Raw genomic sequence first — 11,695 nt, 5'->3', positions numbered from 1 at the left:
CCGCAGTGCTTCAGGCGGCGATCCTGCCCGGCGCCGCCTTGCGCGGCCGCCGCCGCTTCCACCACAAGAGAGCGCCCGCGACAATCATCGTTATCAACCACAGCCCGACCGCGACGAGCAACATGCGGCCGATCGTCCCTCCCGCCTCGCCGGTGTGGATCGGGAAGAGCGCGCTCATGAATCCCCGGGCGGGCTCGGCCTCGGCGATCGGATAGATACCGCGCACGCTGCCGTTGTTGGAGTCGATGAGAACAATGCTTCCGCCATAGGCGCGGCGGATCTCGCCCGGTGCCCGCACGCGCACGCGGTAGGTCGCGTCATCGTCTTCGGGCCAGGCGACCTGGGTGAGGCTGCTGCCCGGGATGGCGGCGAGCGCCGCGCCCGCCGCGGCCGCGAAGCCGATCGGATCGCCCGATGGCGGGTTGGCAGGGAGCGACACGTCGTCGGCGCCCACCAGCCCGGCCATGCCGCTTTCGAACTTCAGCATCGTGCCGGTCGCGGCGATGACGAGGGCGGGGACGACGGCCCAAAGGCCGACGGCGCGGTGCCACGAATAAAGGCGTGCGGCGACGGGCCCCCGGCGCGCAGGGGTCAGCGCGATGCGCCAGGTTCCGCGCTTCGGCCATGCGGCACAGAGGCCGAGAAGAAGGTTCGAGCAGAGCAGCAGGCCGCTGATCGAGACGATCCAGCTGCCCCAAACGCCGAACAGGTCGTGATGGAAGCCGACGAGGAAACCCATGATGCGCGTCTCGTCGTCGCGGGGGCGATCGATCACGCTCCCGTCGCCGAGAATGCGCACCGAACGGCCCCCGCCAGCGCGGTCGTCATAATAGATATTGTAGCGATCTGGGAGGCCAGCCGTCGTCCAGATCTCGTTGATCCTGCCGCCATCGGTTTCCGATATCCGGTCGATACGCCGCTCGATGGCGGCCAGATCGGTGGGATGGTGCTGGCCGGAGATCGACGCGTCGCTGATCTCCCAGTGAAAGGTGATCAATATCCCCGTGAGCGCCTGCAGCAGCCAGAAGACGGCCGCGCAGAGGCTGAGCCAGCGGTGGATGCTGATGAGGCGGCGGCGGAGCGACGGGCGCACCGGGGAAGCTTGTGCGGTCATCATGGCTGACTGGCAGCAAGGAGAGGACCTAAAAACATCCACTTCTGGGTTGGACGAGGGGTCCAACCGGGAAAAGGCGGCTGGCTGATCATTGCGTCACTCTGCTGGAAACGGAACATCGCTCCCACCTTTACCCTCCGGAAGCTCTCTGGATCGGGGAGAAGGAGATGGAAGCTGGTGTGCCGGGAACACCGGTCTGCTGTGCCTGCCCATAAAAGAAAAAGGCCCGGCTGTTTCCAGCCGGGCCAAGGGAGCGAATATCGCCCGTTCAGAAGTCGACCGTGACCGACGTCTTGAAGGTGCGCGGCAGGCCTTGCACGAGATAGCCGCCGAGCGACGAGGACCAATAATTGTCGTTGGCGACATTATCGACGTTGAAGCGGAAGGTGATGGGCGTGTCGCCCGCCGCGACGACATAGCGCGCGCCAAGATCGAAGCGGGTCCATTCGGGCAACTCGAGCGTGTTGGTGAGGTTCACCGCCTGCTTGCCCGTTTGCATCACGCGGCCCGTGAGCGTTACGCCCGGCAGGAAGCCGAGATCCCATTCGACGTTGAGGTTGGCGGTATAGTCGGGAACGCCGATCGCGTCGCGGCCGTCCGTGGTTCCGTTCTGGGTGCGGCGCTGCTTCGCGTCGGTCAGCGACAGGCCGGCGATCACGCGGAGTCCCTTGACCGGCTCGCCGTCAAGGCTGAACTCGATGCCCTTGTTCCGCTGCAGTCCGTTGACAGTGAACTCGCTCTGATTCTGGTCGTTGATGATCGTCAATGCCTGCGGGCGGTCGGTCTGGAACAGCGCGACCGAGGCGTTGAAACTACCGAGCGCAACCTTGCCGCCGATTTCATATTGCTTGGTCTTGAAGGGCGGGAAGACATCGCCCGCATTGATCGTGCCGGCAGGCGCGACCGGACCTTGGACAAGCCCTTCAATGCGGTTCGCATAGATGGAGAAGCGCTCGCTCGGGCGGATCACGAGGCCGACGACCGGCGTCGTCGCCCGTTCCTTGTAGCGCGTGAGCTGCGCGCCGGTGGTGATATTGTAAGTGCGGAAGAAGATTTCCTGGCGACGAAGGCCAAGCGTCAGCTCGACCTTCTCGTCGAAGGCGCCGATCGTGTCGGACACGAAGAAGCTCGTCAGCCGCGTGCGGTTCGCCGGGTTGGGATCCTGAAGATCGCCTGCGACGAGCGCGTTGAAGGTCGGTTTTGCGACCTGAACCGGGTTGTAGATGTTGTTGGCAGGCGCTGCGGGCGGACCGAACGGCCCGAATTCATAGGCGTTGCGGTTCACATAGCGGCTGTGCGACGCACCGAGATTGATCTCGTGCGTGATCGGACCGGTAGCGAACTTGCCGCGAATGCCGACCTGTCCCGATTCATTATTGTCGTTGCGCGGAATATTCGAACCGGTGACGAAGGCGGCGCCCGTTTGCGCGTCGGTCACCTGGAGGCCCTGATAGACGCCGCGTTCGGCCGCATCGCGCGCGCCCGCCGCCGCGTAGAACATGAAGTCGTCGCTGATGTCATATTCGAACTTCACGATGCCGAAGATGTCGCGCAGCGTCGTATAGTTCCACTCCTGACCATAATTGAGCGTCGCCTTCGGGGCATCGGGTACGGCGGTCACCCCATTGAGCTGAACCATCGGGCGCATATGCTCGACCTTGGCGCGCTGGAAGGCGAGGTCGAGCGACAGGCGAGCTCGTTCGCTGCGCCAGTCGAGGCCGGCGCCGACGACCACCGAACTGCGATATTCGTCGTCGATCGCAATGTCGCCCCAGCGGCCGGCACCGTTGACGCGGGCGCCGAAGGCGCCGTCGTCGCCGAAGCGGCGGCCGAAGTCGAAGGCACCGCCGAGATGGCCGTCCGAAAGATAATTGGCGGTGACGCGGTTGGTGTCCTTGTCCTTCGCGCGCTTGGGCTGAAGGTTGACCGTGCCGCCGAGCGCGGTGCCGCCGGGGGCTGCGCCGAACAGGAAGGCGCTCGCGCCATTCAGCACCATCACCTGATCGTAAAGTTCGGGCGAGACGAGCTGGCGCGGCGTGACGCCATAGAGGCCGTCGATCGCGATATCCTCGCCGTAGAGGGGGAAGCCGCGGATGACGAACTGTTCCGACGCGTTGCCGAAGCCGAGCGACGTGCGCACCGAGGGGTCATTCTCGAGAACCGCGCCGAGCGTCAGCGGCTGCTGGTTCAGGATGAGCGTCTCGCTATAGGCCTTTACCGCGAAGGGCGTTTCCATCGCGTCCTTGTCGCCCAGCGCGCCAAGCGATCCGCCGCGGACGACCTGCGTCTCGTTGCTGCGCTGCGCGGTGACGACGATGCTTTCGCTCTCGCCCGCCTCCTGCGCGAATGCAGGCGCGCTTACTGCGAGCGCCGCGCCTAGCGTCAGGAAGCTGGTCCCCTGAATAATGCCCCGAAATGCTGCCATGATCTATCCCCCAACTGGTGTCCTGAACCCCGTTCGATACGGCAGGGCCGGGTGCCAAGCCTGTCATCGGAGTTGTAACATGTTTGACCCCGTTGGGTCTTAAAACATCCAATTTGGGGAGAGGTTGGGGACCAACGCCGGGCCAAGGGTACGGTCCGGCCCCGGATCAGCCAAAGCGCACTATGCCGCCGACAATTGTTTTCAAGGCTTTGGCCTTGGCAAGCGAATGCGAATCGATAGCGAAGAAGTCGCTGTCCCAGACGACGAAATCGGCCAGAAATCCGGGCGCGATCAGGCCGAGTTTCTTCTCGTTGAACCCCGCGTACGCGCCTTCCTGCGTGTAGCTGTGCATCGCCTGCGCAAGCGTGACGCGCTGCTCGGGGTGCCAGCCTTGCGGATTCTTGCCGTCGAGGGTTTCGCGATTGACCGCAGCGTCGAGCCCGGTGAGCGGATCGATCGGCGCGACGGGCCAGTCCGACCCCATGCAGACATGGGCGCCCGAGCGCACGAGCGAGCCGAAGGCGAAGCTCGTCTTCAGGCGCTCCTCGCCGATCCGGCGCACGGCCCAGCGCCCGTCGTCGATCGCGTGATAGGGCTGCACCGACGCGATGATGCCTTGGTCCCTGAAGCGCGCGATCGCGTGCGGTTTCATGTGCTGGACATGCTCGACGCGAAAGCGACGGTCGCGGACGCCATTTGTCCGGGCAACCGCCGCCATCGTGTCGAGGACGATGTCGTTCGCCTCGTCGCCGATGGCATGGGCGGTCACTTGCAGTCCGCCCTTGTCGGCGCCTGCGAGCCAAGCCTTGAGATCGGCCGGATCGGTGACAACGATGCCGCGCGTCGATGGATCGTCGGCATAGGGCTCGTAGAATTTTGCGGTGCGCGATCCGAGCGAGCCGTCGAACACGACCTTGCAAGCGCCCCACTGGACCCAGTCGTCACCGCGCCCTTCGCGGGCGATCAGTGCGAGCTGCGTCTCATAGTTCTTGAGCGGGAGATAATGACGGAAACGCAGACCCGTCTCGCCCTTGGCGCGCAGTCTGCGCGTCGAATCGAAGCTGATCGTCTCGAGTTCGGTCGGGTGGACCTGCGTAACGCCCTTCGAGAGAGCGAGCTCGATACCGTGGCGCGTCGCGGCGTCGATCTGGTCGTTGGTCGGCTCGCCGATCGCGCGAAGGACCAGATCTTTCGCGGCGTCCTTGATGATTCCGGTCGGCTCGCCGCTTGCATCGCGCTCGATGACGCCGCCCGGAACGTCGGGTGTGTCGCGGTCGATGCCCGCGAGCTTCAGCGCGAGCGAGTTGAGGAGCAGCATATGAAGATCGTAGCGGATCACCGCGACGGGCGTATCGGGGGTGACCGCATCGATCCAGGAGCGGTGGGGCATTTCGCCGCCCCAGCGGTCCTGATCCCAGTTGCCGCCCTCGAGCCATTGGCCCTTTGGCAAGGCCTTGGCGGCGGCGGCGATCAGCGCGACGAATTCCTTGGGGTCCTTCGCCTCGCGCAGCGAAGCTTGCGACAGCATCTGCGAGGCTTTGACGAAATGGACATGCGGATCGATGAAGCCCGGCGTGACGAACGCGCCCTCGAGGTCGACGACGCGCGTCCGCTTGCCGGTCCGTGCGCGAACCGCATCGGCGCCGATCGCGGCAATGCGGTCGCCCTTGACGCCGATCGCGTCGGTACGGACATCGGGTCCCGCGCCTGTCCACACCTTCGCATTGATATAGGCGGTGTCGAGCGCGTCGTCCGCGCCGGCAAAGGCGGCGCGGGAGACGGCCGCCGCAGCGGTTCCGCCGGCGAAGGCCAGGAGCGTGCGGCGGCCCAGCATCACTTTGCGGATGCCTTGCGCGGCGGGTTTTCGGCGCGCCACTTGTCGAGGCGACCGAGCCAGGTCGCGGCCGACAACGGGCCATAGGTCTTCGAGTCCGTATGTTCGGCGATATTCTCGCGGATGTTCACGAAATAGGCGGGGCCGCTCGGCAGGCCGAGTTCCTTCCGCTTCTTCTCCATCGCGGCTTCCTGTTCGGGCGTCGGCTTGAAACCGGTCACCGGCTTGAAAAGGATCACGTCGAAATCGGCGCCATTTTCATGGAAGAAGAGCTGGATCGGCGGCTGTCCGCCGGCCGCGGCGACTTCGTCGGCCATCGCGATGTTGCGGATGAACACTTCCTGCTTGCCGGGGGCGAGCTTGAATATCTCGAACCAGGCTTCGGGCCAGGCCGCATTCTCGGCCGCCGGGGCCGGAGCGGGGGCTTGCTGGGCCAGCGCGGGGAGCGGCAGGGCCGCGGCGGCGATAATCAGTGAAAGTTTGAGCTTCATATAATTCCCTCCTGAACCGCTGCAGGTTCTGCCCTTGTCGTGGATCGCAAAACATCCAATTATGATCGAATGGAGGGGACCAGCGCGAATTCGCCTAACCCGCCGCCTCGCGCAATGCCCCGAGCACCGTTCGCGCCTCGTGCGAATTGAGGCTCGCAAAGCCGATCCGCAGCCCGCGCGGTGCATCGTCGGTGGTCATGAAGGAGCGCGATGCCGCGAAGCGAAGCCCCATGGCAGCCGCCCGCGCTTCCATCTTGTCGAGATCGGTATTGACCTTCAGCCAGAAAGCGAGCCCCCCGTCGGGCATGCGATATTCGGCGATGCCGCCGAGCGTGCGGTCGATTTCGGCGGCGAAACTCGCGCGGCGCTTCGCATAGACCTGCAGGACTTTCCGTCCATGGCGGCGCAACTCGCCGCTTTCTATGAGTTCGGCCGCGGCATCTTCGGTAAGGGCATTTCCCATGCCATCGGTGAGCGACACGCGGTGTGCGATCGCCTCGATCACAGCGGGTGGAGCGGCGATATAGCCGATGCGCAGCGCCGGCAGGAGAAGCTTGGACATGGACCCCACATAGAGAACATGGCCGGGACCATAGGCCGCAAGCGGGAGGAGCGGCTGCGATTCGAAGTGAAATTCATGGTCATAATCATCCTCGATGATCGCGAAACCGAACTGGCGTGCGAGGTCGAGGAGCCGGAGGCGTCGTTCGGGACGGAGGGAGACAGTGGTGGGGAACTGGTGATGTGGCGTCACGAACACCGCGCGCACCGCGTTGCGCCGACAGGCATGTTCGACGGCGTCGATGTCGATGCCGTCCTCGTCGAGCCCGACCGGCACGATGTTCGCGCCCATCGCGCGAAAGGCGGCGACGGCGGGTTCGTAGGTCAGCTTTTCGACGATCACCGAATCGCCGCGCCCGATCAGGACCTGGGCGGCGAGGAAAATGCCGTTCTGGCTGCCGCGCGTGATGCAGATATTCTCCGCGCTCACCGGCAGGCCCCGCTGGCTGCGGAGCATGGCCGCGACCGCCTCGCGCAGCGCCGGCGATCCCCGCGGGTCGCGGTACTGGAAGCCATTATCCTGCGAAATGCGCAGCGCCGCGAGGCGATAGGCGCGCGCGAGCAGTTCGACGGGAAACAGCCGGCCATCGGGGGCGCCCTCGTCGATCTTGAGGCCCGGGCCCTGTGGGACCGCGATCGGGCGTTCGGGGGGCGAGGCGAAGCGGTAATCGATGACGGCGCTGCTCATCGTGGCTTCGGCTTCGCCCTGGTGGCGGTTGACCGGATCGGGAAGCGAGGTCGCCACCATCGTGCCGCGCGTCCCGGCAGAGTCGAGCCAGCCCTGTGCAATGAGGTCCTCATAAGCAAGAACGACAGTCTTGCGGTTGACTCCGAGCACCTTCGCGAGTTCGCGGCTGCTCGGCAGGTAGGTTCCCGATGTCAATCGTCCGCGCTCAATGTCGCGGATCAGCGCCTGGATGATCTGCATGTAGATGGGAACATCGCGCGACGGGTCGATGCGCTCCCCGAGTCTTACTTGCAATGGACGCAGCATTGGCCCCACCTCACCTGGAAATATTATTTCTTATGGGGCCAATGATATTCGGCTGCGCTCGAAACCGCAACCGGCGTTGGTCCCCCGTGCTTTTCGTTTTTGGTGCTTGCCGGAGTTCCAATGCTGGGGAACAAGACAGGATGAGAAGGACGGTCGCCGGCGCCCTGCCGGCTTTCGTTCGCCGCAGATGCGCGGATTCGAGGGGGTTTTGTGGGGCTGTTCGACAAATTCGAAAATGCCGATGTGCGCGCGCTTATCGAGGAATATCCTCTGGCCTGGGTGTGCGCCGGGCCGGCGGGCGCGGTCGAGGCGAGCCTGCTGCCGCTCGTGGGCATCTATGATGGGGACGGCCAGCTTGTCGAACTGATCGGTCATCTGATGCGGTCCAATCCGCTTCACGGCGCGCTGGTGAGCGACCCGCGCGCGACGATCCTCTTCAAGGGCCCCGACGCCTATATCAGCCCCGAACATGCCGGCATCCGGAACTGGGGCCCGACCTGGAATTATGCGCAGATCAAGATCGGTGCTGATGTCGAGATCGACGATGCGCTGACCGAATATTCGCTGGGAGTGCTGATCGAGGCGATGGAAGCGCATCGCGAGCTGCCTTGGGCGGTCGAGGAGCTCGGCGCCCGCTACGAAGGCATGCTGCAGCGCATCATCGGATTTCGTGCGACGGTGACCAGCCTCTCGGGCAAGTTCAAGCTGGGCCAGGACGAGAAGTCGGAAACCTTTGCGTCGATCATGGGATCGCTTCCCCACGAAGCGACGCTTTCCTGGATGTTGCGGTTCAACAAGGGGCGCGAATGATGACAAGGCGGGTCGGGATCGGGTCGGTGATGTTGGCGGCGCTGCTTCTGGCAGCGCCGGCGGGCGCGCAGCGCGCAGTTTCGCCGCCTTGGCAGGACGATCCCTTTCCGAGCCGCTACAAGGCGCCGCCGCCCGACGACATGCTGCTCCGGGGCGCGACGATTCTCGACGGTGCGGGCGGGCGGATCGAAGGCGGCGACGTCCTCGTGCGCGGAGGCCGGATCGTTGCCGTCGGCAACGCGCTTGCGAACCCCGGGGTGCGTGAAGTCGGCGCCGCGGGCCGCTGGATCACGCCGGGGGTCATCGACGTCCATAGCCATGACGGCACCTTCGTCCTTCCGCTCACCGCGATCGATCGCGAGGCGTCGGATGTGTCCGAGGTCGCATCGCCCAACAGCGCCGACACCTGGATCGAGACGGCGGTCAATGCGCAGGATATGGCGTTCGACCGGGCGCTTGCGAACGGCGTGACGACGATCCAGATCTTGCCCGGCTCGACACCGATCTTCGCGGGACGTTCGGTGGTTGTGAAGCCTGTTCGCGCGCCGACGGTGTGGGGCATGAAGACCGTGGGCGGTGTACAGGGCTTCAAGATGGCCTGCGGCGAAAATCCCAAGAGCTGGGGCGCCGACGACGACAATGAGGGGCCGACGAGCCGGCAGGGCGTCATCTCGTATATGCGCCAGCAGTTCGCGGACGCGCAGCGCTACAAGCGCGCGGTCGAACAGGCGCGCGCGAGCGGCGGCGCGATGCCGCCGCGCGACTATAAGCTGGAGGCAGTGGCCGGCATTCTGGCCGGCGACATACGCGTCAATCTCCATTGCTACCGCGCGGGCGACATTGCCGCAGTCCTCTCGGTCGCAAAGGAATATGGCGTCCGCATCGGGGCGATCCATCACGCAACCGAAGCCTACAAAATTCCCGGCCTGCTTCGCGAAGCAGGAACCTGTGCCGCCGTCTGGGCCGACTGGTGGGGCTTCAAGGTCGAGGCGCAAGACGCGGTCCGTGCCGAGGCGCCGATGCTCGAGCAGGCCGGCGTCTGCGTCATGATGCACTCGGACTCGCCCGCCGACGGCCAGCGTCTCAACATCGCGGCCGCCAAGGCAGCTGCCGCGGGCCGCCGGATCGGGATCGACATTCCTCCCGAGCGGATGATCAAATGGACGACAAGCAACCCGGCGAAGCTGCTCGGTCTCGAAAAGCAGGTCGGCACGATCGCCCCGGGTCTGCAGGCCGATCTCGTGGTCTGGTCGGGCGATCCGTTCAGCATCTACAGCCGCGCCGATCTTGTCCTTATCGGCGGCGCGGTGGCCTGGGATCGCGCGAAGCCACCCACCGAGCCGGTGTCCGATTTCGAACTGGGACGCGGGGGAGCACGGCCATGAAGATGCTCGCAAGCCTGATCGCGCTGGCGATCGCGTCGCCCGCTGCGGCCGAAACGCTCGCGATCACCAACGCCGAGGCCTGGACGATGGAGACGGACCAGCCGGTTCGCGGCGCGACGATCCTGATCGAGGCGGGGCGCATCGTCTCGGTGACCGCGGCGGGTCCGGTACCGGCCGATGCGCACGTGATCGATGCGGGCGGCAAGCCGGTGACGCCGGGCCTTGTCAATGCCGCGACCCAGATCGGCCTCGTCGAGGTGTCGGGTTCGCCCGATACGGTCGACACGAGTTCGACCGACGAGCGCAATCCGGGTTATGACGTGAGCCGCGCGCTCAACGGCAATTCGACGCTGGTCAGTCTCGCGCGTGCCGACGGTATCACGCGCGCGCTCGTCTATCCCTCGCCTTCGCGCCATGCGCCGTTCAGCGGCGAGGCGGCCTTCGCCCGCCTGCGCGACGGTGTCGATATCCTCGATACCTCCAATGTCGGCGTCTACGCCGTCGTCGGCGGCGGCGCCTGGGACCGTCTCGGTTCGCGCGCCGTCCAGTGGACGGCGCTTCGCAAGGCGCTCGGCGACGCGAAGAAAGCCATGGAGGCGTCGTCACCGGCCGAAGACAAAAGGAAGCGCAAGGGACCGCCGCCCGGAGTGCCCGCCGGGCGTCACGGCGGCGAGGAACTCATCCGCTCGGTGCTCCGCGGCGACGTGCCGCTTGCAATCCAGACGCATCGCGAATCCGATATAAGGCAGGGGGCGGCGCTCGCGAGCGAATTCGGCGTCAAGCTCATCATCGTCGGGGGAACCGACGCCTGGCGCGCGGCCGATGCGTTGGCCGCGGCGAAGGTCGCGGTCATTCTCGACCCGCATGTCAATCTGCCCTTCAACTTCGACCAGCTCGGCGCGCGGCAGGACAATGCGGCGATTCTCGTGAAGGCGGGGGTTCGCGTTGCCGTGGGCCAGGCCGGCGGCGCGATCCACGCCAACTATAATGCCGGAATGGGGCTTCGCGAAGGCGCGGGCATCGCAGTCGCCAACGGCTTGCCCTATTATGAAGCGCTGCGCGCGGTGACGGTCAATCCGCTCGAAATCTGGGGCCGCGGCGGCGGTATCCTGTCACCGGGCGCCGATGCCGATCTCGTCGTCTGGGACGGCGATCCCCTCGAGCCCTCGAGCAATGCCGTCAAGGTGATCGTCGAGGGGCGCGAAGCCTCGACACGGTCGCGCCAGGACATGCTCGCCGAACGCTATCGGGACATCCGCTGATGACCGTGCTTCTCGTGGGTTGCGGACGCATGGGCAGCGCGATGGCGCGCGGCTGGCAAGGCAGCCGCCGGGTACTGGTGCATGACCCCATGATCGACGCGCTGCCCGCGGGGACCGAGGCGGTACCGTCGCTCGCCGAGGTCGAGTCCGACGGCGATCTCGTCGTGGTGCTGGCGGTGAAGCCGCAGATATTCGGATCGGTCGCCGCGCAGCTCGTGCCGCTTGCGGAAGCGGGTGCGCTGTTCGTCTCGATCATGGCGGGCAAGACGCTCGCCGGACTGGGCAAAGCACTCGGCGGCACCGGCCGGGTGGTTCGCGCGATGCCCAATACACCAGCGGCCATCGGCAAGGGCATCAGCGGTGCCGTGGGTGCGGATGGTCTGCGCAAAGGCGACCGGGAGGCCGTCGAACAATTGCTCGCGCCCACCGGCGACCTCGTCTGGCTCGCCTCGGAAACCGAGATCGACGCCGTGACCGCCCTGTCGGGAAGCGGTCCCGCCTATTTCTTCCGCTTTGCCGAGGCGCTGGCAGCCGCCGGCGTCGAGGCGGGGCTGCCTCGGCCGCTTGCAATGCGGCTGGCGCGCGCGACGCTGGTCGGCGCCGGGGCGCTTGCCGAGGCCGGGGAGGCGGCACTTCCCGATCTCAGGCAGCAGGTGACGAGCCCCGGCGGTACGACTGCGGCGGGGCTCGCCGAGCTGGACAAGGAGGAAGCGATCGACCGGTTGCTCCGCGCGGTAATCGATGCTGCCGCGGCGCGGTCGCGGGAGCTTGCAGGATAAGAAGGATGCCGGCTCCGGAGCGGCCGGCACAGGAGAGATG

9 protein-coding genes are annotated in these 11,695 nt (G+C 65.9%); 4 read left to right on the top strand and 5 right to left on the bottom strand.

The features are described from left to right. Positions 1 to 10 precede the first annotated feature (10 nt). The 5 genes from JHC57_RS01110 to JHC57_RS01090 form a co-directional block, all read right to left on the bottom strand. Positions 11 to 1,117 (bottom strand): PepSY domain-containing protein, encoded by a 1,107-nt coding sequence (locus tag JHC57_RS01110; protein WP_294027920.1) that lies wholly within the window; start codon positions 1,115 to 1,117, stop codon positions 11 to 13. Between the two features lie 265 nt (positions 1,118 to 1,382). Then, positions 1,383 to 3,539 (bottom strand): TonB-dependent siderophore receptor, encoded by a 2,157-nt coding sequence (locus JHC57_RS01105; protein WP_294027919.1) that lies wholly within the window; start codon positions 3,537 to 3,539, stop codon positions 1,383 to 1,385. Between the two features lie 166 nt (positions 3,540 to 3,705). Further along, complete coding sequence (locus tag JHC57_RS01100; protein ID WP_294028050.1) at positions 3,706 to 5,373, bottom strand: amidohydrolase; 1,668 nt, start codon at positions 5,371 to 5,373, stop codon at positions 3,706 to 3,708. Continuing rightward, on the bottom strand, positions 5,373 to 5,864 hold the full coding sequence (locus tag JHC57_RS01095) for a hypothetical protein (protein ID WP_294027917.1): 492 nt from the start codon (positions 5,862 to 5,864) through the stop codon (positions 5,373 to 5,375). Before JHC57_RS01095 ends, JHC57_RS01100 begins: the two co-directional genes overlap by 1 nt. A gap of 94 nt (positions 5,865 to 5,958) precedes the next feature. Then, a complete protein-coding gene (locus JHC57_RS01090) occupies positions 5,959 to 7,419 on the bottom strand; it encodes a PLP-dependent aminotransferase family protein (RefSeq protein ID WP_294027915.1) in 1,461 nt (486 codons plus the stop codon). Positions 7,420 to 7,629: 210 nt separating this feature from the next. On the opposite strand from JHC57_RS01090, the gene JHC57_RS01085 reads away from it, so the two are divergent. Genes JHC57_RS01085 through proC form a run of 4 tightly spaced genes read left to right on the top strand, consistent with a single transcriptional unit; the run spans position 7,630 to position 11,655 of the window. Then, a complete protein-coding gene (locus JHC57_RS01085) occupies positions 7,630 to 8,229 on the top strand; it encodes an FMN-binding negative transcriptional regulator (RefSeq protein WP_294027914.1) in 600 nt (199 codons plus the stop codon). After that, the gene (locus JHC57_RS01080; RefSeq protein WP_294027912.1) at positions 8,226 to 9,614 is read left to right on the top strand and encodes an amidohydrolase family protein; all 1,389 of its coding nucleotides are present in this window, start codon (positions 8,226 to 8,228) and stop codon (positions 9,612 to 9,614) included. The genes JHC57_RS01085 and JHC57_RS01080 overlap by 4 nt, the downstream gene beginning before the upstream one ends. Further along, the gene (locus tag JHC57_RS01075; RefSeq protein WP_294027911.1) at positions 9,611 to 10,876 is read left to right on the top strand and encodes an amidohydrolase family protein; all 1,266 of its coding nucleotides are present in this window, start codon (positions 9,611 to 9,613) and stop codon (positions 10,874 to 10,876) included. The genes JHC57_RS01080 and JHC57_RS01075 overlap by 4 nt, the downstream gene beginning before the upstream one ends. Beyond that, positions 10,876 to 11,655 (top strand): pyrroline-5-carboxylate reductase, encoded by a 780-nt coding sequence (gene proC, locus JHC57_RS01070; RefSeq protein ID WP_294027910.1) that lies wholly within the window; start codon positions 10,876 to 10,878, stop codon positions 11,653 to 11,655. Before JHC57_RS01075 ends, proC begins: the two co-directional genes overlap by 1 nt. Positions 11,656 to 11,695 lie beyond the last annotated feature (40 nt).

The sequence above is a fragment of the Sphingopyxis sp. genome (assembly GCF_016463645.1).
Classification (GTDB): domain Bacteria; phylum Pseudomonadota; class Alphaproteobacteria; order Sphingomonadales; family Sphingomonadaceae; genus Sphingopyxis.
This window is presented reverse-complemented; position numbering and strand designations above follow the sequence as displayed.